Below are 23,746 nucleotides of genomic sequence, written 5' to 3'. Positions count from 1 at the left end.
CTTTCAAATTATTAAATTAAATCAATCTCTGAAATTAATATACTGCAACGGCATCTCCAATTCTGCAGCACGCAACATTGCAATACACTCCTGCAAATCATCGCGCTTTTTACCCGTAATTCTCACTTGATCGCCTTGGATAGATGCTTGCACTTTAAGTTTTTGGTCTTTCGTCATTTTAACGATTTTTTTCGCTAATTCCGTTTCTACGCCAGTGCGCACAGTGATATCTCGTTTCACTTGTTTGCCGGCAGTTTGCACTTTTTTAATGTCAAGACAGGACACGCCGATTCCGTTTTTGGGCAAGGCCGTACGCAGCGAATCTAACATAGCATCAAGCTGATATTCAGTATCAGCAGTGATGGTAATGTCATACTCTTTACGCTCAAATTTCGCATCCACACCTTTAAAATCGTAACGGCTAGTAATGACCTTACTCGCTTGATCTACCGCGTTTGTTAGCGCATGTTTATCCACTTCAGAAACCACATCGAAAGATGGCATTTTTCTTACCTCTACAAAATCGAAACAAATCTAATTAAATAAATAAAGTCGCAAAAGCGATAGCGCCAACCCAGAACAACAAGGAGCGCGAATACAAAGGCACACTTGATTTAACCAAGGCAAATGAATAAGCGGGCTCTGCCTGTGGGCTTAGGGTGATACCTACCAAGTCCTCAATAATCTCTTGCGCGTTTTCTTCGGCCTCTTGTTCTGCTTCGGCCAATTCTTCAGCTGCTTCTGCAACCTCCTCGGGGCTAGCGTCAGCATCCACCACTACAACCGTTGGCTTAACATACAAATCGGTGGGAGCGCCCAAGGCACCGCGCAAGCTGTTGTTTAGAATGGTCATGGATGAATTTTCGGTATCCATTAAACTATCGCGCAGCGGGCTGCTATCAAAATTACCGACAAATGCCCAAGTCAACCCCATAAGACGCACCGCCGGAAACTCAATTAACCACAACCATTTTTCCGCTAATACCGCCTCGTTAGAATGAGGAATAGTTTGCTCGCGGTAGATCGCGCTCAAACGATACAAAAGTGCGCCAACTGCGCCAGCAATGACAAACCAAAAAAGAACGGCAAAACTGCGCTCAAATCCGCGATAGCTAATCACTTTTAGCGCCTGCGCATGCAAGCTTTTCCAGTCGCTAATAGGAGAAGTAGCAATCTCATCTGAAGCATGGCCGCACATATCGTCGATCCATTTGCTCGCCGCAACCGAATCACCACGGTTAGCGGTGGCAATATAGGTATTCACCTCTGCTAAAAAATCCCCTCGTCCCAAGGCATACAAAAGCACAGGCACGTACAAAAAAAACAGGAAATTGGAGGAGAGAAAATAAACAATTGCCCAAATGCAGATGATCATCAGCAGCATGGGGAAAACAAATGCGACGATCATGGGCAGAAGCGGAAATGATGAGGCAGCAGGCAAAGCACGTGCGCGATTGAGCAACCAGACAAACCAGCCATCGCGCTGCAAAACACTCGCGCTCTGCGGCGACCAATAGATAATGCCCAGAACGGCAATCAAACTTAAAAAAATCATAGCGATCTCTCGTTATTAAAGGCTGCGGGACGTTGCAGCTTGCAAACTCGCGCGATAACGCGACCAATCAAAGGCTTCGCCGGGGTCGGTTTTACGATCAGGCGCAATGTGATTGTGCCCAACAATACGATCGAGTGTGATGTGCGGATATGCGCGCATAATCTGGTCGCTCACTGCCACCAAAGCTTCGTATTGGGCGTCAGTGTAAGCAATATTGTCGCAACCTTCCAACTCAATACCAATACTGTAGTCGTTGCAGTTTGCAACACCGTTAAATGAGGATACACCCGCGTGCCAAGCTCGTGCGTCAAATGAAGCAAATTGCGTGACAGTGCCATTGCGCTCAATAAAAAGATGGGCAGATACTTTTAAATCCGCGATGGTTTCAAAATAAGGATCTTGCGATGGGTCGAGTTGGTTAGTGAAAAACTTCTGAACACAGCCAGTCCCGAATTTGCCGGGTGGCAAACTAATGTTATGAATAACCAAGAGACTAATTGATTGATTGGGCGGGCGTTGATTAGTGTTTGGCGAGGGGCAGTGGATGGCAGAGGTTAAATAGCCGTCCCGAACAGCAACTTTAGACACATTTGACATCAACAGACCATGCCCCTTGAGTTTAGAACCCACTCGTTTACGGAGTGGACATCATAAACCTAAGGCATGGTCTTTTGAACCTTAACGGCTACTGCGGAGATTACCGATCACCGCCTCAAGCGCGCGATCAAACAACATACCGTCGTCAAGTACTTGCAAGCGGCCCGATTTAAGCGCTAACGCCAAACTCATACGAGTCTCCTCTGCCACTTTGACGCCGGAACGGTTGACGAAAATATATTTACCCGTAGCGCGGATAATTGCTGCCAAACGGCTGCGGAATTTTTGGCCATCCTCGCTTTGCATTTCGAACCAGCTGCCTTGGGTGAGATTAGCAACTAGAGATAAATGTTGATCGCCTTCTGGCAAGCTTTCTGCCGCAGTATCGACAATTGGCTCGTCGCTAACAACGATGAAGGTTTCCAAGGACTCCAATGTGGCACCAACGGGAACCAGCGGCTCAACGGCGGGAGCCGGTACAACTTCTTTTAACACCGGAACTTCAACATCCGAAGCGGCGGAAGCATTAATCTCAGGCGAAACGGTAGTCTCTACTTTTTCAGCTGTTGCAGGTGCAGCAGCCGGTGCAGACGACACATCAGCAAGCTTGATAGAAGTAACCTCAACGGCGGTTGCGGGAACATCACCCAACTTAACTTTTATTGCTGGTTGCACCGGGGCGGGCTGCGGGGCCTTCAAAGGCTGAGCAGCAGGAGCGGGCTCTACCTTGGGCACTGATCTTAACCGAGCTAAATGTAATGCTTCGAGTTGCTTAAATAATTGGGTTGTTTCGAACGGGCTGTAGGAAATATCTTCCAAACCTTGACGCAACTTTTGCAGGAGTTGCGGAACAAGCTTCAACAAGCCTTGACGGTTTTCCTTCGACATAGGCGCCGTTAAGCTCCACACTAACTGCTGCGCCGTACGTATACCCGCTTGCCATTCAGTGCTCTCTACGCCCTGCTTCAAGCAGGTAATGAACAGTACATTACCCCATGCGTCGCGCAGCAGTTTGTGCGCGGGAGCAGGCAAATCATGGCCAGACGTCAAACGATTTAAAACTGCATCAACCTGCAAACGCGCCCTTTCCGATTTGGCCTTACCATCTTCCGCATCGATGGTGCGCTGTTCCAGTATCTGTGCGCGACGCTTATCCTTTTCGAGGAATGAGCGAAAGTCCGCCAGGAGGTTATTGAAAATCCCCATGTCGGTTTCGAAATCCGACAATATGGTTTGTACAGTGGTTTCCATTTTGTTGTACAAACTATCTTTACGTTGGTTCTCTTCGCTGGCTTCCTGCCAACCCAAAGCCGCCATTGCCATTTCATTCAACAAACGGCGAGCGGGATGACCACCTTTACTGAAGAAGGTCTTGTCGGCAATCGCTACCTTCACCATAGGTATTTGCAACCGCCCAATCAGCGCCTTCATGGGAGCTGCCAAGTTGCGATCATCGAGAATAAAGTCAAACATCATACTGACGAGGTTAATCACGTCATCGTCAACAGCGTTGATCGCTTGCGGCTTTTGAAATTCACTAGCCAATAAATTTTGCAACAAATCGCGAATGTTAATCGGGGCTGCTACGCCATTTGTTGGTACCTGATTAGCGAAATTCTGGTGCTGAACCAACGACAGGATCCTAACCAGATCCTGGCTTGCCAATTCCTCCCCAGTACTCGCCAGCCTACGACCGCCGCCGTTACGAGCATCCAACAAATGCCGTAAAGAATTTAATACCTGATTGGTTTGCTCATCATAGGTTACCCCACTATTTACCGGTGCAATTGGCGATGCTTTTGCGGCCCCAGAAGGCTGCGGTGATTGCTCACCAGCAGGACGCTTACCGCGCGATGACTTCAACGAAGGCAGAATATTGGCATCCATCAACAATTGATTCAAAACCTGGAAGACGTCACCAAGCTTCGTCATGACCATGTTGTCAAACAGCTTATAGATAACGAGTTTGGCCTTAACGTCAATGTCCAGACCTTTGGTAGCATCATTAAATGCGTTGCATATTACGTCAGCACCCAACGGATTATTTTTTTGATAAACCTTGATAGGCACCAAGTGATCTATGCGCATGGTCAAATGCTGAATAAGCTCGGCAAATTTTTCGTTAGCCTTATTAACCATTCCCTCGAAGGCCACTAATTCTTCTAAATCCTCGTTATTGACCAAAGAAAGGTCGTCGAGAGAAAACTCCTTAGACTCAGGCTTAACTTCATCCCGATAGGCATTGTGATCCAACAACTGCGCGAAACGAATGTCGATACTTCTAAAGAATGCAGCTTCAACCGCACGGCGACGTAACCGCACCTCGCGCATTGAATCAAAATACAAGTGCTGGTCCAGGTTGCTGGTGGCCTTGTCCGCCAACTCGAACATTGCGTCATCAACTTTGTCGAACAAATCTCGCAACAAAGCTTGCAACTGCTGCCGAGCCTTATCACGCAACGAATGCATAGCCGCCGGCAAACGCGCCAAAATGATCTGCGGAGGCTGACCAGTTGCTCGCTCAGGGTTAAGCTTCACAACATTGTTCTGCTCGGGACGGATTTGTTCAGACATGATGCACAACCATCAAATAGACCTAGTTGATTGAAGTATATCCAACTAAATTGCAGCCTCTAGGGGCAGTTGCTCAAGGCGAGAGCCATATCACAAATAGCGATAAGTTGATTATTTTCTTATATAATTTCGCGTAAATTGGACCCCAAGGTGAAACAAACTGCTATAAAAAATAAACGCAGTTCACATGACCAACAGTCACATAAAACCACAGCACAAGCGAATTTATCTGACGCTCCACTTATTAGGGTATATTGGCGATAATTCGTGATTAGATAGATAAGACAATGAACCCAAAATACGCCGCGCACATCCCAAACTTAGCAACAAGTATCGCTGAAAACGTAAAGAGCGCCCTGGCCGAAGACATAGGGTCAGGCGACATAACAGCCCGATTAATTCAAGAAAATCAAATAGCCGAGGCAAGCGTTATCACTCGCGAAGATTGCGTTTTTTGCGGAAAAGACTGGGTTAACGAAGTATTCACTCAACTTGACCCTAGCGTGGTAATCGAATGGCACGTTGATGATGGTGACTTTGTAAGTGCAAACAGCACTTTGTTTAACTTACAGGGTAACGCCCGCAGCCTTTTAACGGGGGAGCGCGCAGCCCTGAACTTTGTCCAAACGCTGTCAGGCACAGCTACAACCAGTCGTTACTACGCTAATCTTGTAGCACACACCAATGTGAAACTACTCGACACACGCAAAACCATTCCTGGACTACGGGATGCCCAAAAATACGCCGTAGCCTGCGGCGGCTGCCACAATCACAGAATCGGTTTGTACGACGCTTTCCTAATCAAAGAAAACCACATAGCCGCGTGCGGTGGGATTACACAAGCCGTCGCTACCGCAAGAAGTATTGCACCAAGCAAACCAGTGGAAGTAGAAGTAGAAACCTTCGAAGAACTCAACCAAGCACTCACCGCAAATGCCGACATCATCATGCTAGACAACTTTAATCTGGAAGATATGCGCAAAGCGGTAGCTATTAACGCAGGAAAAGCTAAGCTTGAAGCTTCAGGTAACGTAACTGAAAGTACGCTCCCGTTGATCGCAGAAACGGGGGTAGATTTTATTTCGATTGGGGCGCTGACGAAGCATTGTCGGGCGGTGGATTTGTCGATGCGAGTTAAACCACTATGAGCTCGCTCAAACACCCAAGCCTAAAAATAAACCAATTCAGTAGATTATTTTCATGATAAATCGCCGCTGGGTTTATTGGCTTCCTGAACCCATTAGAGAGAGATTAAAAGATAAAACACATTTACAAGCTATTTTGGCCAACTATGGTTGGCTAATAATTGATAAAGTACTTCGGGTTTTTTTAGGACTCTTTGTTGGTGCTTGGATTGCTCGTTATTTAGGCCCCGATCAGATTGGAGACTTGGCATATGCGCTAGCATACATAGCCATTTTCCAAGCCGCAGCCACACTTGGAATGGACGCAATAATAGTCCGAGACATCTCAAAAAATAAAGCTCACTCTGCGCAACTTCTTGGAACATGCTTTTCACTCAGAATAACATTCGGTATTGTCTTATGGATAAGCGCAATTTTAATAATGGGTTGTTTAAATGGATGGACTGATCGAAGTGTATGGATTATTACCCTTGCCGGAGGCGGCTTGATATTTCAAGCAGCAGATACTATTGATCTCTGGTTTCAAAGCCAAAGTAAAAGCCGTTATACGGTAACAGCAAAACTAGCCGCCTATTTAATTTCAAACACTATAAAAATAGCACTAATAATTAACAAAGCGAACTTATTAACATTTGCCCTCTTCATAGGATTGGAATCATTGCTGGCGGCAATCGGACTTGCTCTAGCTTACCAAAAATTTCCATGTAGTGAACGATGGAAAAGCACCAAAGCAACAGCCAAGAGATTGCTAGGAGAATCATGGCCACTATTGCTTAGTAGTGTCTGCATTATGCTCTATATTCGCATAGATCAAATAATGATCAAGGAGATATTGGGCACAAAGGAATTAGGGATCTACTCAACAGTAATTGCAGTTTCCAGCACTTGCACCTTCATTCCTATGCTCCTCTCCGTGAGTTTATCTCCATACATCGCACAAATGAAAAATAAATCCCCAGAGAAATACAATGAAACAATTTGCGATATGTTTATTGTTTTTGCGATTATAGGATGGATTTCTAGTAGCACAATATTTTTAGCGTCACCTTATATAGTGTCCATTTTATTCGGCAAAGAATACATCTCAGGCACGAGCGCACTTGCCGCTCATGCATTTACCAATATTTTCATCTGCATGGGAATTGCACAGAGCATTTGGCTGATAAATGAGGGAAAAGCAAAATTAAGCATATATCAAACCACTTGCGGACTAGCAACATGCGTCCTCTGCAGCGCGCTTCTCATCCCGCTAATAGGAATTTTAGGGGCAGCCATATCTACCGTATTGGCAAATCTAGTATCTGCGATTGCAAGTAACTTTATATTTTCACCCAGAATAGCAAAACAACAAATATCCGGCCTTTTTTTTATTAACGCTATCCGCTTTAATAAAAGTAATGGGAACATAGAATGAAATACATTAAAAAAATTACAAACATCTTAAAACTTTATAAGACGAAATTTAAAAATAAATCGCACTGGGAAAAGTTTGAAAAATTAGAAATTGGATCAGGCCCCAAAAAGCGCGACGGATGGCTAACCCTAGATTATTGTGAAGGAGCAGATGTTTTTTGGGATTTAAATAAAAAGCTGCCATTTCCTGACAATTGTTTCAACGAAATATATTCTTCTCACGTTCTTGAACATTTTAAATATCCGCAACTGATAGCATTACTATGCGAATTACATCGAGTGTTAAAGCCAGGAGGAAAAATGCTTATTAGCGTACCGGATATAAATTTATATATTTCTTCTTATTTAAATAACTCAAACATCAACTTGCTTCGTTATAAACCCGCAATTATTTCGGAATGCAGAATAGACATTCTGAACTATATTTTTTATATGGATGGGCATCATCACATTATGTTAGATGCGGAAAATTTATCTTTATTCACAAAGATGGCAGGTTTCAACAATTTTGAAAAGCGACCTTTTAACCATGAATTGGATCCTCCAGAAAGAGACTATGAAAGCTTCTATGCCGTTTGTTATAAAAATTAACCACACAACAGCACAGGCACAAAATATGAAAAATCAGGTCCCTCTTACAGCCTTCGAAAAAATCCACATACCCAAAAATGCATTTGGAATTATTCGTTCAATCCAACTCCATAGGTTGTACCTTATAAGCTCATTCTACATGATAACTAAAGCGAATTTACTATACCTAAGATTGCGCTTCGCCCAGACCTAGCGAAATCACCTACCCTACGCCAGAATAAACCAAACATGCGTTGACAGCTCTGCACTGGCAATCGAAAGCCGCACAAAGCTGTGCGTTAAAAAGGTATCAAGTATTTCAACAATATCCTGAGCAAATAACGTTATGCAAAGCCCAATACTTCTTGTGGTCTTCAATCGCCCAGATACAACACGCCAGGTTTTTGAGGCAATACGAGCCGCACGCCCTCCACGATTATATGTTGCGGCAGATGGCCCACGCCCTGAGCGACCAGATGAAGCAGAAAAGTGTGCAGAAGTACGCAGATTAACCACGCAAATAGATTGGCCTTGCGAACTTAAAACCCTTTTTAGAAGCAACAATCTTGGATGTAAACTTGGCGTATCTTCTGCCATAGACTGGTTTTTTAAGAACGAGCCTGAAGGAATAATACTCGAAGATGATATCGTTCCCTTGCCAAGCTTCTTTTTGTATTGCGACGAACTACTAGAAAAATATCGGTATGATCATCGCATAGGAATAATTAGCGGATGCAACTTTGTAGCACAGAGTATTTCTATAAGCGAAAGTTATTTTTTTTCTATATATAACCACATATGGGGTTGGGCGAGCTGGCGACGAGCATGGCAACATTATGATATTTCCATGATTAACTGGCCAGCATGGAAAAAAGGGAAAGGTATTAAAAAGTACTCTAACGCAAGTAAATTGTTTGAGGCTTATTGGAGCAATATTTTCGAAAAAACGCATAACGATCCAAGTGTTACATGGTGGGATTACCAATGGACTTTTATCTGCTGGGAGAAAAATATGCTTTCTATCCTTCCGAAATCAAATCAAATTATCAATATTGGGTTTGGCACGGATGCAACTCACACTACCGGGGAAGCACCTAATTTTGTTATGAATTCAAAGCCAAAGATTATAGATTTTCCATTAGTTCATCCGAAAAAAATTGAAATCAATAATTTTGCAGACAAGCTGATTAGTAAAAAGGTTTTTGGTATCTCCACGTTTTTATTCATAAAGATAATTTTAAGCAAGGCCCCCATATTACTGAATATTACACGCAGAATAAGAAATATTGTTACCCTTAAAACCAAATAAACTGCAGCCCAAAAATATGATAACTCGCCAAGATTGCCCGCTTTGCCAAAATAAACATGTTGATTTAATTGAGTCTATTGGTGCGGAAGACATAAGTTACGAATACATGAGGCAATTTAACATATACGTAAATATACAATGTCAAATAATCAACCTGCACCAATGCCAATCATGCAAATTGAAATTTTATTCGCCGTATTCCACTGGAGACGAAGAACTGTACAAATCCTTACAACGTTTTGACTGGTATTACCTAGAGAACAAAAATGAATTTCTTATCGCAAACCAGCATATCCCGGAAACCGGAAATGTACTGGAAGTAGGTGCAGGAAGAGCCGCATTTGCTGATATTTGCGGAAAAAAAAGATACACGGGACTAGAATTTAACGATGCCGCAATTGCTAAAGCAACGCTCAACAATATAAATCTGATCAAAGAGCCCATTGAATCCTTTGCAACAAAGAATAAAGAAAAATTTAGTGCAGTTGTTGCATTCCAAGTACTTGAACATATCGGGGACATCCGCTCTTTCATTGAAGGATGCATACTAGCCACAAAGCCAAGCGGGATTATTATTTTTGCCGTTCCAAATAACGAAGGAATTTGTGGGCTCGCGCAAAACAGCATTCTCGATATGCCTCCACACCACAATACGCTTTGGAGTGAGTCCACTCTTTTACATCTATCAACGATATATGGGCTCGAAACAGTAGCAATACATAAAGAACCCGTTGCGGAGATTCATAAAGTCTGGGCAGAAAAATCCATTATTTTGAATAGGTTATTTTCATTATTTGGAGTTACAAAACTATTACTTGATAACTCAATTAAAGGAAGAATTTTTCGTTCCACATCTAAATATTTAGCTCGTTTTTTACCCCCTCCTATAGAGCAGATAGCTGGACATACAATATTAGCCTGCTATAGGAAGCCAGATAAATGAAAATAAAATTAATCTCGCAAAGTGACATATCGGGTGGGGCAGCACGCGCCACTTATCGACTACACAAAGCTTTACTGGCTAACAATATCGAATCCGAGATGGTTGTTCGGAAAAGTGATGAGGACACATTTAGCAATCAAGGTAACAACAAGTTTATTCACAAAACATTAACCCAATTAAGAGAGAAGTTAGGTGCGGCAACATTTCTTTTGCAGAAATCATCGAACACCAATCTCCGAACCGGTAACTGGCTCCCTTCAAACTGGTCCAAAAAAATTAATGCTTCAAATGCAGATGTAATAAACTTACACTGGGTTGGAGGTGAAACATTATCTATTGAAGACATCGGCCGCATCTCAAAGCCGTTAATATGGACACTTCACGACATGTGGCCATTTTGCGGCGCAGAACATTACACCTCTGACGATGCCAACTCTCGTTGGCGTCACGGATACAATCGCACAAACAGATCGCCGACAGACAAAGGACTTGATTTAGATCGCTTGGTATGGGCGCGCAAATGCAATGCATGGAAAATAAAAATGCACATTATTGCACCAAGCAATTGGCTTGCAGACTGTGCACGCAACAGTGCGTTGTTTCGCAACTGCAATATTTCAACAATACCAAATGTACTTGATACCAACACATTCCAACCATTGCCGCGAGAGACATGCCGAAAGATTCTCGGATTACCGCAAGATAGAAAAATTATTCTTTTTGGAGCAATGAACGGAGGCAAAGATTCTCGCAAAGGCTTTGATCTACTCATAGAAGCACTACAGCTAGCTGGCCCGCACCTTAGCGCACCCCCGTTATGTGTCGTATTTGGTCAACGCACGCCCCTCGACTCACCAAACATACCTTTTGAAACACGATGGATGGGACATATACACGATGACTACACCTTAGCCCTACTCTACAATTCAGCCACTATAATGATAGTTCCATCGAGACAAGAAAACTTACCTCAAACGGCTACAGAAGCTCAATCTTGTGGATGCCCCGTGGTTGCCTTTAATTGCACCGGCTTACCGGACGCTGTTCAGCATAAAAGCACCGGCTATCTAGCAAAAGCTTTTGATACTGCTGATATGGCTGCAGGAATAACATGGTTGCTCGAGAACGAGGTACAGAGAGTTAGTTTGAGTCAGGCTGCGCGCGAGCGAGCCGTAAACTCTTGGTCGCCATCGATAGTAACCCCCCAATATTTAAAGGTCTTCCAGCAGGCAATCGATAGCAATAAGGTTTCATAATGAAAAGAGCACTTATTACCGGCATAACAGGACAAGATGGTTCCTATCTTGCCGAACTTCTCTTGGAAAAAGGTTACGAAGTTCACGGCATTAAACGTCGAGCTTCTTCATTTAATACTCAGCGCATTGATCACCTTTATCAAGATCCACATATAGAAAACGCAAGATTAAAACTTCATTATGGAGACCTGACAGACTCATCCAACCTTACTCGAATCATACAAGAAGTACAGCCTGATGAGATTTACAATTTAGGCGCACAAAGCCATGTAGCGGTAAGCTTTGAATCACCCGAATACACCGCTGATGTCGATGCAATAGGAACACTGCGGCTTCTGGAGGCAATACGATTCCTGGGTCTGGAGAAGAAGACTCGTTTTTATCAAGCATCAACATCCGAACTCTACGGCTTAGTCAAAGAGACACCACAAACTGAATCAACCCCTTTTCACCCACGAAGCCCTTATGGCGTTGCGAAGCTTTATGCTTACTGGATTACCGTTAATTATAGAGAAGCCTATGGTATGTATGCATGTAACGGCATACTTTACAATCATGAATCACCAAGAAGAGGCGAAACTTTTGTAACTCGAAAAATTACTCGCGGACTCGCAAACATTTCACAGGGTCTTGAGAAATGTTTATATCTCGGCAATTTAGACGCGAAGAGAGATTGGGGGCACGCAAAAGATTATGTAGAAATGCAATGGCTAATGCTCCAACAAAAGCAGCCAGAGGATTTTGTAATAGCTACAGGCCAGCAATACAGTGTAAGGGAATTTGTCATTACTGCGGCGAGAAATTTGGGTATAGAACTTAAGTTCGAAGGCACAGGCGAAAATGAAAAAGGAATTGTCATAGCAATCACTAGCGAAGATGCACCAGCACTTAAGATAGGCGATGTTATAATCGCTATAGATAGTAGTTATTTCCGCCCCGCTGAGGTTGAGACCCTTTTAGGGGATCCAACCAACGCAAAAAATAAATTGGGCTGGACCCCTAGAGTTTCATTTAAAGAATTAATTGATGAAATGATGCGAGTTGATCTTATAGAAGCCCGCAGAAATGCACTTCTTAATTTTCATGGCTACACCACAAATATATCCCATGAGAAATAAATAAGAGTAATAACATGAAACGCCCATTAGTATTTGTAGCTGGACATAAAGGTATGGTGGGTTCCGCTATCATAAGAGCCCTACAGAAGAAGGATAGTTGCAACATTATTGCCAAAGCCAGAAGTGAACTCGATCTGTGCGATCAAGCAGCTGTAGATAACTTCTTTTCAGAAAACTCCATTGACCAAGTATATTTAGCCGCAGCCAAGGTCGGAGGCATATTCGCAAACAATGCCTACCCTGCAGATTTCATTTTACAAAACTTACAAATCCAAAATAACGTAATTGGCTCGGCGCACAAATTCGGCGTTAGCAAACTGCTGTTTTTAGGCTCATCTTGCATTTATCCTAAATTTTCATCACAGCCCATTAAAGAGGATTCTCTGCTCACCGGACCTCTTGAACCCACCAACGAACCCTACGCGATTGCGAAAATCGCAGGAATAAAACTTTGCGAATCGATTAATCGGCAGTTTGACCGCGATTACCGTTGCATTATGCCAACCAATCTCTATGGCCCTGGGGATAACTATCACCCGCAAAATAGTCACGTCATTCCAAGTTTAATTCGTCGTTTTCACGAAGCGAAGATAAATGATTTGCAAGAAGTTGTGGTTTGGGGGACAGGCTCTCCCAAGAGAGAGTTTTTGCACGTTGATGATTTGGCTGCAGCAGCGTTGCATATTATGGATTTACCCCGCGGCAATTGGTTGGCAAATACATCTCCGAACCAGTGCTTCGTCAATGTAGGATATGGAACTGACATTTCCATCGCAGAGCTAGCTACGCTTATTGCCAAAACAGTTTCTTTTGAAGGAAAAATTTATTTCGACTCTAAAAAGCCTGATGGCACACCAAGAAAATTATTGGACTCAAGTAGAGCCAAATCATTAGGTTGGCGTCCCCTGATAGATCTTGTCAGTGGGCTGAATGACACATATGGCGATCTGTTAAATGCAAATGAGTTATCTTAGCCCATGATTATTGACATTATTACACCTACATTTAATCGAGATGCATTCTTAGAAAAAACACTAAAAAGTGTTATAGAGCAAAAAACCAAATCAAAAATCCATCATTACATTATGGATGGGGGATCTACCGATAATACAGTCAATATCGTTAACCGATATATCTCGGAATCAAATAAGCAAAATATTGAACTTACACTTACTGTAGATAGGGACGAGGGAATGTACGATGCGATATATAAAGGGTTTGCCAAAGGTCAAGGCGACATAATGGCATGGATTAACTCTGATGACATATATCTGCCCAGCGCACTCCAAACAGTTGAAGCCATATTTGAGAAGTATGAAGACATAGATTGGATAGTAGGTATTCCTGTCCATATCAATGAATTCGATGCTATAACAGGTATTCCTTTTGACTTTCCACTTAAGACACAAAAGGGAATCCAACGCGGTATTTATAACTTTAAAAATTCAAGGCGCTTGTGCTCAACCATTCAGCAAGACGCTGTTTTTTGGAGAAGAAGCCTATGGAACAAGCTCGGAGATGATTTCTTCGACAAATTCAGGTCTAGCAAATATGCTGGGGATTTTTTACTGTGGCAAGAATTTGCCAAACATTCCGGGTTGTACTTTGTAAATTCCGCACTAAGCAGCTTTAGAGTACACGGGAATCAGCTTACAAATGACCTTGATAAATATGCCTCTGAAATGAATTATAAAAAGCCAAACCTTAAAGAAATACTGGTTAGCTTTTTACTTAATTTACCTATATTTTTCCCCAGCATGCTTAAATACGAGATCATTAGAATCTTCCACGAAAAGCTTTGCAGATCGCATCAATGCGGACTTATTGTGTGGGATGTATGCGCACAATTATGGAAGACAGTTCACGAGAAACATCATGGATAACACATACAAAGTCTATTCATTCGATGTTTATGACACCTGCATTTCTCGAATCTATGAAAAGCCCTCCGACCTGTTCTATCAACTTGGTCTGCTAATCTGCCCAATAACAACTAGCTCACGCCATGAATTTGCAATTCAATTTACCGAGATGCGGATAATGGCTGAAAAAGTGGCTTGTCGCGCCCATGGACGTAAACGTAGCTGCACGCTGAAGGAAATATATAACCTATTATCTTTACCCAATGCATGCCTTTATTCGAAGTCTACAATCATGAAGCTAGAGCTTCAGCTAGAAGAAAAATCTACGTATTGCATTGAAACCACAAGAGATATCGTTCAACAACTTCGATCTGAAGGAAAACGAATTATCTTCATTTCCGACATGTATCTCGCCGCATCTTTTATAAAACAGCAACTTATTAAACACGGTTTTTTTGAAGAGGGAGACAAACTTTATGTATCAAGTGAATCCTCCTTTATAAAGCGCACAGGGATGTTGTTCAAATTGGCTATAAAAAAGGAAAAAATCCAAGCAGAGGAGCTTTTCCATACTGGCGATAACATCATGTGCGATATCAAACCAGCTAAAAAGCTCGGCATTCAAACGACCCATATACACAAAACACACATTCAACCTCATGAAATCGCGCTTACCGGCGAAAAATTTACACCAATTGAAAAACGAATTAACTCTATACCAAAGTATATTCGGCTGTTAAATCCAGATAAATATAACGATGCAGAATTGAAACTATTTGCGACAATACTGCCCACCATAATTTCTTTTACACTATGGACCCTTCAAAAAGCGGCTGAAATGCAACTGAATAGAGTCTACTTCGTTTCACGAAATGGCGAACTACCTTATAAAGCTGCCAAGTTATTTGAGCGTTATTTTCCAAAAATTGAAATTAAATTTTTGTATGGATCACGCAAAGCCTGGCTGTTACCGTCCATGTCCGCTCAAAGCGACGACTGGAAGTATGCGATGCCTAATAAGTCAACATGTTCCTTAAGAGAAGTGCTGGAAAGATTGTCATTTGAGGAAGAGGAAATAGCTGACATAGATTCAACCGCGAAATCGATTGGATTTGCTATCGATGAGATAGCAAAATCCAAAATAATCTTGGACAACTTAATAAAGCTAATAGCGAATCCCGCTGTGTATGAAATTTTTTTTGCTAAAATAAATAGCGCACGAGAATTTACGGTTGATTACTTTCGTCAGGAAGGCTTGTTGAGTGACGACCGTTGGGCAATTGTGGACTCCGGTTGGGAACTAAATTGCCAAGCTCATCTTAATAGAATAATAAAAAGTATCTCCCCCCTAAGTGAGGTAAAGGGACTTTACTTTGGTATGGTTCCTAGCCATCTTCCCGAAAAATTAACCGGACCAGCGATATCCTACACCAATAAGCTTTCAATTTTTTCGCAACGAGGTTACGTTGTGGAGAATTGCTTTTTGTTTTCCTCGCTTCAATCAACCGTAGGCTATATCAGAGGCAACCGCAATGTGACACCAGAGTTTTCCAAATTGTCTCACTCCAACTTTGAAAAGAGCTATAGCAATAATGTTTATTCCTATTTATGTGAATATGCAAAAGCACTAGAGTCCTGTGAGCTACCGCCATCTTTATTTATCGAGCATAAAAAAGTTTTTATAGAAAACCTGGCTCGCTTTATATCTAAACCGGACGCTTCCATTGCTCAGCACCTCTCAGCTCTCAAGATCAACGAGGACGTTAAGCATTCAAATAAAAACTCCACCCCTCTTTGCAGAAAATTAGAAATTTCGGATTTACAACGCCAGGTTGTGGGCTTTTTTAGCTCAAAGATAAAACGGGAACAATTATGGCTTGAGGCATCAATACACTTATCAAGCCCGCTTATTGGCTTTTTGTTTAGAGCACTCATTATAATGAACAGAGCCCGATATCTAATTACGAACTCCTTTTTCCGAAAGCAATAGTGAAGATAAATTACCTCGCAGCCAACAAACAATTATTAATATGAAGTTAATCTATTTTTTATATAAAATATTTTTATTTTTCGCTCTTAAAATAAAGACATTCTCAAGCCACACTCAACCGCCGGCACCTGCGACCTACAGATTTTTACTTTGGGGGAAGGCAGATGAAGCAGAAATTATTATTCCACGAATCATCTGGACCTATTGGAGCGGCCAGCCATCAAGCTCCGCCGAAGCTTGCCTAGCCTCACTAATTCGTACCAACCCAAATTTCATCGTAAATGTCCTCAACGATGAAAATCTCCATAATTATCTTCCCGAATTCCCAGATACACCCGCAGACTTACCTGTCCAGTTGGTCAGTGATTTAATTAGATTGTCGCTTCTAGAAAAATTTGGTGGAATCTGGGTGGATCACTCCATAATAATTACTCATCCGTTAGACTGGGTCATTGACGCTGCAATCAAAAGCAAGGCAGAAGCGGTTTGTTTTTACAACGAACACCCAAGCTCATATAAAAGCAACCACGATAGACCTGTAATTGAAAATGGTTTTATTGCAGCAGCAAAGGGAAGCCGGTTCATAATTGATTGGTTATCTGATTTCCAGAATTGCATTTTCAGCGAAAACTGGGAGACCTATTACAGAGAAAAAGATAATTTTCTGGAGCTAACATCAAACTTTACAAAAAGCAGCTTGAAAAGAGCCAGCTATTTTTCGTGTTACATAGCTGCTCAAGAAGCTATGATGAGCAACGACAACTACAGACTACTTTTAATCAACGTGGAAGATGAATTTTATTTTTATGAGTTCAAGGTTTCCTCTCTGATAAAAAGAACAACGTTGATTGACTGGATTTTAATGAAAGATGAACCACTTACTGTACCAAAGCTTATTAAACTACGAAAAATGCATAGAGGAGTCGCCGATTTCTGCATAAAATTTAAGCTACACAGCTACACATCGATTTTAGGAAAATACCTAACTCCAATAAAATGAGATATCACTCGTGGGTCATTAATGTGGTTAAATATGAATAAACATACCTTAATCGTAGGCACCGGATTTGCTGGTGCAACTATCGCCCGCCACCTAGCCGAAGCTCACTTCTCTGTGATTGTTATTGATAAACGCAACCATATCGCCGGCAACGCCTTCGATTCCTACGACAAAAGCGGGGTGTTGATTCACAACTACGGCCCGCATATTTTCCACACAAATAGCGAGCGAATTTTTAATTATCTTTCGCGCTTTACCGAATGGCGTAGCTACGAGCATCGTGTTAGATGTGTTGTCAACGGTCAACAATATCCATTTCCTATAAATCAAGACACTATTAATCAATTGTACAATCTCCAATTAAATGAAGAGCAAATTCATAAATTTTTTGAAAATGCGCGCGAACCTCGTTCAACAATAAAAACCAGTGAAGACGTGGTGCTTAATAGCGTTGGACGAGATTTATACGAAAAGTTTTTTTTGAATTATACAAGGAAGCAGTGGGGGCTTGATCCATCGGAACTGAAAGCAGGTGTTGCCGCAAGAATTCCCGTAAGGACCAATACTGACGACAGATACTTTACGGACAAGTACCAAGCCATGCCATTACACGGCTATACAAAGATGTTCGAAAACATGTTGAATCACTCCAACATTGAAGTTAAAACTGGAGTTGATTTCAGCCAAATTAAAAATGAAATCAAAGCGGACCACGTCGTTTACACCGGACCGATAGATGAATATTTTAATTACTGTTTTGGGCAATTACCCTACAGATCTCTGCGCTTTCACCATGAGCATCACCCAAATACAACACAGCTACAATCTGTAGGTACCATTAATTACCCGAACGATTTTGATTACACACGCATAACGGAGTTTAAACATTTAACGGGGCAGACACATTCCGGTACATCTACTGTAAAAGAGTACCCACAATCGGAGGGTGATCCATACTACCCGATTCCAAACGATAAAAATGAAGCTCTATACAAGCAATACGAAACCCTTGCCAAAACAGAAACAGGCGTGACATTTGTTGGCAGGTTGGCGCAATATCGTTACTACAACATGGATCAGGTCGTAGGCGCTGCGCTAACCGCGGCAGAAAGTTTAATAGAGAAATTAAAAGAATAAAATGCGCATACTTTATTTATGCAAAAGGCAGTACATGGGGCACGACGTTATCGAAGATCGTTATGCTCGTTTGTATGAACAGCCATTCCAGCTTGCCGAGTTGGGCCACGACGTTCTCGGTGTTTGCTTAAGTTATCGCAACTGTACAACTAAAGATGAGTTGCACTCTACCACCAAAGGAAGTATGAGGTGGATTGGTCTTTCCGCGGGAAAGCTGCGACTTAACTTAGTTACCTATCCCTTTTCGCTTCTTAACATCGCAAGGGAATTCAAGCCGGATATTATTGTAGGAGCCTCTGATTGCTTGCACGTTGCTTTGGGGTATCAAATAGCAAGAACGTTAAAAATTAAATTTGCTGCGGACCTTTACGACAACTTCGAATCTTTTGGTTTGGCGCAAATTCCTTCGCTGAAATATTTTTATCGGCGAGCTCTTATTAATGCCCAAGCCGTTAGTTGCGTTTCAGAGCCTTTAGCTAAACTAGTGAAGAAAACCTATCTCGCCAGAGGTGATGTTTTTGCGCTTCACAGCACGATAGACAAGAGTATTTTTTTTGGACGAGACAAGCAGGAATGCAGAAAAAAATTGGGCTTACCGCGAAATGCGCAATTAATCGGCACCGCTGGCGGCCTATCCCGAGACAAGGGAATCGAGCCCGTATACGCGGCATTCCTTGAGTTAAAAGAGCGGAATCCAAATCTACATTTAGTGATTGCTGGAGCTATAGACCAAAACTGTCCGCCACCAAACAATCCACATGTACATTATCTGGGGGCGCTACCGCATAGGGAAGTGGCAACGCTTTTTGGTGCACTTGATGTGGCAATAGTTTATTTGCGCAACACGCCTTATGGTATATATAGCTTTCCGCAAAAGATTTATGAAATTTGCGCTTGCCAAGTTCCAGTTGTGGTTGCCAATGTTGGTTCGATGAGCAAGTTATTCGAAAACTCCGCAGATATTTTATATAACCCAGACAACGCTGCACATTTAGCCTGCGCTATCGAAAATCAGCTAACCGCTCCATCCTATTCCAAACTTGCTATTATGGATTGGAAAGACCAAGCCCATATCCTTGAAAATGTTTATGAAAAAATCTTATCAGATGGATAACAATAACTATGGCTCGACAATCAACGCTAATATTACACAAAATTATAAAAGAAAGATTAGTCCTCATTTTTGAAGATGGAATTTAAAGATAGATTATAAAAGTATGAAACTTGACGCCAGTCTAAGGTATTTATAAAGTCCTGTCGGAGGGATTTAACAGACAGCTTGCTATTCTCTAAATTACTCAAAGCTCTCACTATCTTCTCAGCAAACTCATCAATGTTTTTTACATCACAAGTTAACTCTTCAGCATAGCGACCAAAAGCATCAACCAATACAGCAAGCCTACTTGTAATAATCGGGGTTTCGCACGCGATCGCCTCTACAACAGATACCGGAAAGCCTTCTTGATCTCCAGATACCGCTTCCACAAAAGGGGCAACAAACAATCCGCAGCGGTTGTAGAGAGCTGGCAGTTCGGTCTGTTTCACCGCTCCTAAAAAGTTAACTCTCTTTTCGATATGTAAATCAATTGCCAAGCGCTTCAATTTTTCAAGTTCTGGTCCGTACCCCGCAACAGTTAAGGAAATCAATGGCAAGCTTTCAGCAACAAGTGGAAGCGCTTTTATTAAAAACTCCACACCTTTTTTTTCCACCAATCTACCCACAAAGAGTATTTCGTTAGAATTGCGTTGTGTTGAAGGTGCCGGGCAGAACTTACCATTAAAATCCACTCCCATTGGGATTACCCGAATCCGTTCAGGGGTAACACCTAATTTTTTAACCTCTATTTTCATTAACTCGCTAACAACTGTGACGCTAGAAAATTTTGATAACACCCAAGCTTTTATTTTTAGAAAAATGCGACCTTTCAGCGCAAATAAATCCCCTCCGTGAGAAGTAATGAGCATTGGAGGTAACGACATAAAAACACTTAAAAACGCCAAGACCAAACCTTGTGGAATAATCCAGTGAACATGAATTAGCTTGGGCTTGAGTTTGGAGATCAATGATCCGGCTTTTATAAACATCCCTATAAAGAAAAACGGCAATAACAAATACTTCCATTTATCTTTCTTAAGGTTATTTAATATTCCACCATTTTGAACTAGGGTTTCAAATTGCTTCGGCGCATAACGAAATCTGTGAATGCTTACACCATCGATGACCTCAAATGTTTTGCTCTCTGGAGCATGCGGGCACAGTACATGCACCGCATATTCAGCAGCCAGTCTGCGGCTAAGCTCATGAACGAAAGCAGGCTCTGGATCGCCTATCCAACGAGGATAGGTCGACGCAAATACCAACAGAAGGGGCTTATCTTTTGTCATTAAATCTCGCGGCACTTACCTTACCAAAGACAAGTTAATTACATTTTCTTTTATGAGCCATCATCTTTTGTTAACTGCGTATCTTTATAAATGAGAGACGTTATTTGTTCGGATATAAGCCCCATGAGAAAGACCAAGACCGATGTCATAAACAACAACATTGACATATTGGTGAAACGCCCAACCGTTAAGAACGAATACAGGTAATAACTAAGGCCGGTTGAAAAAAACACAAAGCTAATCGGCAAAAACAGTTTAAGGGGCGAGAATAACGTGCCTATTTTGAAAATAATTAATAGAAAACGAATACCATCTTGCCAAATTCTGATATGGCTCTGCGTACCCGCTAAGCGACGCTGCACATCTACGGGCACGTAGGCGACCGAATAACCAGCACGAAAGAAGCTCATGGTTATAGTAGTTGGATAAGAAAATTTATTGGGTAGCAGCGACATAAACTCCCGAAACTTTTTTGTTCTTACCGCACGAAAACCAGAGGTTAGGTCATCCACTCGGTGACCAACCATCCAGGAAGCAAACCGATTGTAGAGAGAATTTGCGAGACCTCGTTGAATACTTGCTTGACCAGTTTTACTTCTTGAACCAACCACCATGTCGTAGCCTTCTTCCAATTTGCTCAAAAGGATTGCAATATCTTCTGCACGATGTTGGCCATCCGCATCCATGCATACCACAACATCTCCGCTTGCCGACCTGAGACCACTCTTAATCGCCGCACCATTGCCCTTACTGTAGGGGTGAGAGATAACCCGCACACCGAAACTTTCAACCAAAGCTTTTGTATCGTCCTCTGAGGCGTCATCAACAATAACGATTTCAGATAACGGGTAAAACGCCCTGATTTTCGGGACAAGAAGTGAAAGCCCTGCACACTCGTTTTTGGCTGGAATTATAATGCTTAACATACATTCACCCTATTAATGCTGTTCAACAACCGTTCCAATTCCAATTTTCTCCAAATCGCCATCCAAAATACCTTTAACTCGAGCAAATTCGTTATTATAAACAGCCCTAGATCTCTTCAGAGTTTTATCCGGCTGACCTTTAAATATTAGCTCTGCTTGCTTGAAAAGCATAAGCGCTTCAACTGGTCTGCCGCTCCCAGCAACGATCGCCACAATACTTAATGCAGCGTCTGTATCTTGGTATTGCTGCATCGCGAGGCTAAACTTCTCATACGCTAGATCATTTTCACCCAACGCCATATATATTTTTGCACTCAGATAATTGAACAGTTTTGTATATTTTGTTATCTGCTTTTCTCCGTTTTCTAGTTGCCCTATAAAAGCCAATGTATAACGACAGTAATTCACGTTTACGGGCGAGGACGTAACTTTTTCCACAAGATCACTTAAAGAAACGACCGCCTGAGCATCAAATGGCTGCGAGTGAAGCTTGTCGGAGGCTTTTTGAAAGTCAGCCTCTGTTGCGCGATCTACATAAACTTTAAGGATTAAGGCGTGAATAGATAACAGACCGTTATCAGGAAAACGATCAGCCGCGCTGTCCATATGGGCAATAGCTTCATCTACCCTGCCATGCGACATAAGAGATGCCCCAATTTTGTTTAATGCGCGCGGAGATTCAGGCGTAGATGCAGCCCAGTAGAGTTCGAGTTTTTGAGTATTAGACCACAGGTTGGTACGCAGCCATGTTAACGTAATCAGCGTGCCAAAAAGCAATATCGTAGCAACCACAGCAACCAATTTATTTCTTTTTGATGCATCAACCACCAACACCGCGATAGGGAGAAACAACTGGGCGGAAGGTAGATAATTACGATGTTCAAAATACAGTTCCAGCCCCAAGTGGGTAGACTCTAAAAGATGACCTACAAAATAAAACAATATTGCTATTCCAAATATTGGGTATTTTCTTCTATAGAGGAAGGAGAAACAGAACAAAGCAGTTAAAAAAAGAATAGAAACTAACGTTGATATTGGTGTCAGAAGTCCTCTTGAAAAATTAAACCCATCCTGAAACAAGCCACGCCCTTCAATTTGCGGAACATATAAGTTATAGAGATATTCACATACAATTCTTGCTTCCGTCATTAACCGCTCAGATTGGTTAAACGGACGATTGGGCCATGCATTAGGCGAAAGATTTATTTCTTGTACAAGCTTGAAGCATAAGATAATCGCGGGCAACCATAGAAAAACCATTCGCCAATGCCACCTAGGAGCTGGCAGGGAACCCGGTAAGCAAGATTCTATAGACAGTATGAAAAGCGGGAGCAAAACACCGTTCTCTTTACTCAATAAAGCAAGCGGAGTTGCAATCGCTATACTTCCACTCATCCATATATATGCCCTAACCTGCTCACCTTTGATAAGCAACAACCTTCCGTAAAAATAAGCCGCCATCCCTGCGAATACAAATAGCGCAGCTAACTGCGCCATGCGCTGCACAACGTAGAGGGTAGTTGAGACCATATAGGGATGAACCAACCAAATAGCTGAGCTTAGTAGGGCTATCCATATCGCTTCTATTTCTTTTCTGCCCAGCAGCCTCATCAAGTTTAGGGTTGCCCAGCACAAGAACAATCCGTTAAGGATATGAATTTTTATATTGGTGTTCTTGAAATTTTCTGCGTTACTTGGCCAAGTAAAGTCATCCAGCAGAAACGTAGCCAAAGCTATGGGGCGCCCTAGAGGACTCGCGACTCCTTGGAAGACGAAACTTTTAAATGTATCGAAATCTCTCACTCCACCATAAATTCCCAGCTGATCCAGATTCGAATAATCGTCGAATAAAAATCCTCCGTGACTTCCAGGAGCGTAAATAAAATATACGACAATTAGCATTGTCAAAAGAAACAAGACAGGCAAAAGAGACGAAAGTTTTTCGATGCTTTTCATGTGGTTACTC

General features: G+C 42.1%; 20 protein-coding genes. 13 read left to right on the top strand and 7 right to left on the bottom strand.

Features of this window, described 5'->3' with window-relative positions; genetic code table 11:
* Window positions 1-21 precede the first annotated feature (21 nt).
* The 4 genes from U1F02_RS13685 to U1F02_RS13670 form a co-directional block, all read right to left on the bottom strand.
* On the bottom strand, window positions 22-504 hold the full coding sequence (locus tag U1F02_RS13685) for a YajQ family cyclic di-GMP-binding protein (RefSeq protein ID WP_409990964.1): 483 nt from the start codon (window positions 502-504) through the stop codon (window positions 22-24).
* 34 nt (window positions 505-538) lie between these two features.
* Window positions 539-1,555, bottom strand: coding sequence for a regulatory signaling modulator protein AmpE (gene ampE, locus U1F02_RS13680; protein WP_409990963.1), 1,017 nt, complete (start codon window positions 1,553-1,555; stop codon window positions 539-541).
* Between the two features lie 15 nt (window positions 1,556-1,570).
* Complete coding sequence (ampD, locus tag U1F02_RS13675; RefSeq protein ID WP_409990962.1) at window positions 1,571-2,152, bottom strand: 1,6-anhydro-N-acetylmuramyl-L-alanine amidase AmpD; 582 nt, start codon at window positions 2,150-2,152, stop codon at window positions 1,571-1,573.
* An 81-nt stretch (window positions 2,153-2,233) separates the two neighbouring features.
* Window positions 2,234-4,726, bottom strand: coding sequence for a DUF1631 domain-containing protein (locus U1F02_RS13670; protein ID WP_409990961.1), 2,493 nt, complete (start codon window positions 4,724-4,726; stop codon window positions 2,234-2,236).
* Window positions 4,727-5,013: 287 nt separating this feature from the next.
* Between U1F02_RS13670 and nadC the strand changes: the two genes are divergently transcribed.
* The 13 genes from nadC (at window position 5,014) to U1F02_RS13605 (ending at window position 19,583) form a co-directional block, all read left to right on the top strand.
* The gene (gene nadC, locus U1F02_RS13665) at window positions 5,014-5,874 is read left to right on the top strand and encodes a carboxylating nicotinate-nucleotide diphosphorylase (protein WP_409990960.1); all 861 of its coding nucleotides are present in this window, start codon (window positions 5,014-5,016) and stop codon (window positions 5,872-5,874) included.
* A 52-nt stretch (window positions 5,875-5,926) separates the two neighbouring features.
* A complete protein-coding gene (locus tag U1F02_RS13660; protein WP_409990959.1) occupies window positions 5,927-7,285 on the top strand; it encodes a flippase in 1,359 nt (452 codons plus the stop codon).
* On the top strand, window positions 7,282-7,875 hold the full coding sequence (locus U1F02_RS13655) for a class I SAM-dependent methyltransferase (RefSeq protein ID WP_409990958.1): 594 nt from the start codon (window positions 7,282-7,284) through the stop codon (window positions 7,873-7,875). The genes U1F02_RS13660 and U1F02_RS13655 overlap by 4 nt, the downstream gene beginning before the upstream one ends.
* A 325-nt stretch (window positions 7,876-8,200) precedes the next feature.
* Window positions 8,201-9,163: a glycosyltransferase family 2 protein gene (locus U1F02_RS13650; RefSeq protein ID WP_409990957.1), complete on the top strand. Its 963-nt coding sequence runs from the start codon at window positions 8,201-8,203 to the stop codon at window positions 9,161-9,163.
* Between the two features lie 16 nt (window positions 9,164-9,179).
* Entirely contained in the window at window positions 9,180-10,106 is a 927-nt protein-coding gene (locus U1F02_RS13645) for a class I SAM-dependent methyltransferase (RefSeq protein ID WP_409990956.1), read from the top strand.
* Window positions 10,103-11,362, top strand: a complete 1,260-nt coding sequence (locus U1F02_RS13640) for a glycosyltransferase family 4 protein (RefSeq protein ID WP_409990955.1) — start codon at window positions 10,103-10,105, stop codon at window positions 11,360-11,362. Before U1F02_RS13645 ends, U1F02_RS13640 begins: the two co-directional genes overlap by 4 nt.
* Complete coding sequence (gmd, locus tag U1F02_RS13635) at window positions 11,362-12,480, top strand: GDP-mannose 4,6-dehydratase (protein WP_409990954.1); 1,119 nt, start codon at window positions 11,362-11,364, stop codon at window positions 12,478-12,480. Before U1F02_RS13640 ends, gmd begins: the two co-directional genes overlap by 1 nt.
* A gap of 14 nt (window positions 12,481-12,494) precedes the next feature.
* Window positions 12,495-13,454, top strand: a complete 960-nt coding sequence (locus tag U1F02_RS13630; RefSeq protein ID WP_409990953.1) for a GDP-L-fucose synthase family protein — start codon at window positions 12,495-12,497, stop codon at window positions 13,452-13,454.
* Between the two features lie 3 nt (window positions 13,455-13,457).
* Window positions 13,458-14,363, top strand: coding sequence for a glycosyltransferase (locus U1F02_RS13625; RefSeq protein ID WP_409990952.1), 906 nt, complete (start codon window positions 13,458-13,460; stop codon window positions 14,361-14,363).
* Window positions 14,356-16,332, top strand: coding sequence for a hypothetical protein (locus U1F02_RS13620; RefSeq protein WP_409990951.1), 1,977 nt, complete (start codon window positions 14,356-14,358; stop codon window positions 16,330-16,332). Before U1F02_RS13625 ends, U1F02_RS13620 begins: the two co-directional genes overlap by 8 nt.
* A gap of 40 nt (window positions 16,333-16,372) precedes the next feature.
* Window positions 16,373-17,332, top strand: coding sequence for a glycosyltransferase family 32 protein (locus tag U1F02_RS13615; protein WP_409990950.1), 960 nt, complete (start codon window positions 16,373-16,375; stop codon window positions 17,330-17,332).
* A gap of 33 nt (window positions 17,333-17,365) precedes the next feature.
* The gene (gene glf / locus U1F02_RS13610; RefSeq protein WP_409990949.1) at window positions 17,366-18,469 is read left to right on the top strand and encodes a UDP-galactopyranose mutase; all 1,104 of its coding nucleotides are present in this window, start codon (window positions 17,366-17,368) and stop codon (window positions 18,467-18,469) included.
* Window positions 18,470-18,503: 34 nt separating this feature from the next.
* Entirely contained in the window at window positions 18,504-19,583 is a 1,080-nt protein-coding gene (locus U1F02_RS13605; RefSeq protein ID WP_409990948.1) for a glycosyltransferase family 4 protein, read from the top strand.
* 56 nt (window positions 19,584-19,639) lie between these two features.
* Here the strand turns inward: U1F02_RS13605 and U1F02_RS13600 are convergent, their stop codons facing one another.
* Genes U1F02_RS13600 through U1F02_RS13590 form a run of 3 tightly spaced genes read right to left on the bottom strand, consistent with a single transcriptional unit; the run spans window position 19,640 to window position 23,736 of the window.
* Entirely contained in the window at window positions 19,640-20,854 is a 1,215-nt protein-coding gene (locus tag U1F02_RS13600) for a glycosyltransferase (protein ID WP_409990947.1), read from the bottom strand.
* 50 nt (window positions 20,855-20,904) lie between these two features.
* Window positions 20,905-21,780 carry a glycosyltransferase family 2 protein gene (locus U1F02_RS13595; RefSeq protein ID WP_409990946.1) on the bottom strand — a complete coding sequence of 292 codons (876 nt, stop codon included), beginning with the start codon at window positions 21,778-21,780 and terminating at the stop codon, window positions 20,905-20,907.
* A gap of 12 nt (window positions 21,781-21,792) precedes the next feature.
* Entirely contained in the window at window positions 21,793-23,736 is a 1,944-nt protein-coding gene (locus U1F02_RS13590; protein ID WP_409990945.1) for a tetratricopeptide repeat protein, read from the bottom strand.
* Window positions 23,737-23,746 lie beyond the last annotated feature (10 nt).

This window comes from Cellvibrio sp., from assembly GCF_046347455.1.
Classification (GTDB): domain Bacteria; phylum Pseudomonadota; class Gammaproteobacteria; order Pseudomonadales; family Cellvibrionaceae; genus Cellvibrio.
Note: the sequence above shows the minus strand (reverse complement) of the source record. Positions and strands in the feature narration are given on the sequence as shown.

What these genes read in the sequence shown, in the direction of transcription:
- U1F02_RS13685 (WP_409990964.1), bottom strand. Translation starts at nt 504, where the DNA reads ATGCCATCTTTCGATGTGGTTTCTGAAGTGGATAAACATGCGCTAACA.
- ampE (WP_409990963.1), bottom strand. Translation starts at nt 1,555, where the DNA reads ATGATTTTTTTAAGTTTGATTGCCGTTCTGGGCATTATCTATTGGTCG.
- ampD (WP_409990962.1), bottom strand. Translation starts at nt 2,152, where the DNA reads ATGTCAAATGTGTCTAAAGTTGCTGTTCGGGACGGCTATTTAACCTCT.
- U1F02_RS13670 (WP_409990961.1), bottom strand. Translation starts at nt 4,726, where the DNA reads ATGTCTGAACAAATCCGTCCCGAGCAGAACAATGTTGTGAAGCTTAAC.
- nadC (WP_409990960.1), top strand. Translation starts at nt 5,014, where the DNA reads ATGAACCCAAAATACGCCGCGCACATCCCAAACTTAGCAACAAGTATC.
- U1F02_RS13660 (WP_409990959.1), top strand. Translation starts at nt 5,927, where the DNA reads ATGATAAATCGCCGCTGGGTTTATTGGCTTCCTGAACCCATTAGAGAG.
- U1F02_RS13655 (WP_409990958.1), top strand. Translation starts at nt 7,282, where the DNA reads ATGAAATACATTAAAAAAATTACAAACATCTTAAAACTTTATAAGACG.
- U1F02_RS13650 (WP_409990957.1), top strand. Translation starts at nt 8,201, where the DNA reads ATGCAAAGCCCAATACTTCTTGTGGTCTTCAATCGCCCAGATACAACA.
- U1F02_RS13645 (WP_409990956.1), top strand. Translation starts at nt 9,180, where the DNA reads ATGATAACTCGCCAAGATTGCCCGCTTTGCCAAAATAAACATGTTGAT.
- U1F02_RS13640 (WP_409990955.1), top strand. Translation starts at nt 10,103, where the DNA reads ATGAAAATAAAATTAATCTCGCAAAGTGACATATCGGGTGGGGCAGCA.
- gmd (WP_409990954.1), top strand. Translation starts at nt 11,362, where the DNA reads ATGAAAAGAGCACTTATTACCGGCATAACAGGACAAGATGGTTCCTAT.
- U1F02_RS13630 (WP_409990953.1), top strand. Translation starts at nt 12,495, where the DNA reads ATGAAACGCCCATTAGTATTTGTAGCTGGACATAAAGGTATGGTGGGT.
- U1F02_RS13625 (WP_409990952.1), top strand. Translation starts at nt 13,458, where the DNA reads ATGATTATTGACATTATTACACCTACATTTAATCGAGATGCATTCTTA.
- U1F02_RS13620 (WP_409990951.1), top strand. Translation starts at nt 14,356, where the DNA reads ATGGATAACACATACAAAGTCTATTCATTCGATGTTTATGACACCTGC.
- U1F02_RS13615 (WP_409990950.1), top strand. Translation starts at nt 16,373, where the DNA reads ATGAAGTTAATCTATTTTTTATATAAAATATTTTTATTTTTCGCTCTT.
- glf (WP_409990949.1), top strand. Translation starts at nt 17,366, where the DNA reads ATGAATAAACATACCTTAATCGTAGGCACCGGATTTGCTGGTGCAACT.
- U1F02_RS13605 (WP_409990948.1), top strand. Translation starts at nt 18,504, where the DNA reads ATGGGGCACGACGTTATCGAAGATCGTTATGCTCGTTTGTATGAACAG.
- U1F02_RS13600 (WP_409990947.1), bottom strand. Translation starts at nt 20,854, where the DNA reads ATGACAAAAGATAAGCCCCTTCTGTTGGTATTTGCGTCGACCTATCCT.
- U1F02_RS13595 (WP_409990946.1), bottom strand. Translation starts at nt 21,780, where the DNA reads ATGTTAAGCATTATAATTCCAGCCAAAAACGAGTGTGCAGGGCTTTCA.
- U1F02_RS13590 (WP_409990945.1), bottom strand. Translation starts at nt 23,736, where the DNA reads ATGAAAAGCATCGAAAAACTTTCGTCTCTTTTGCCTGTCTTGTTTCTT.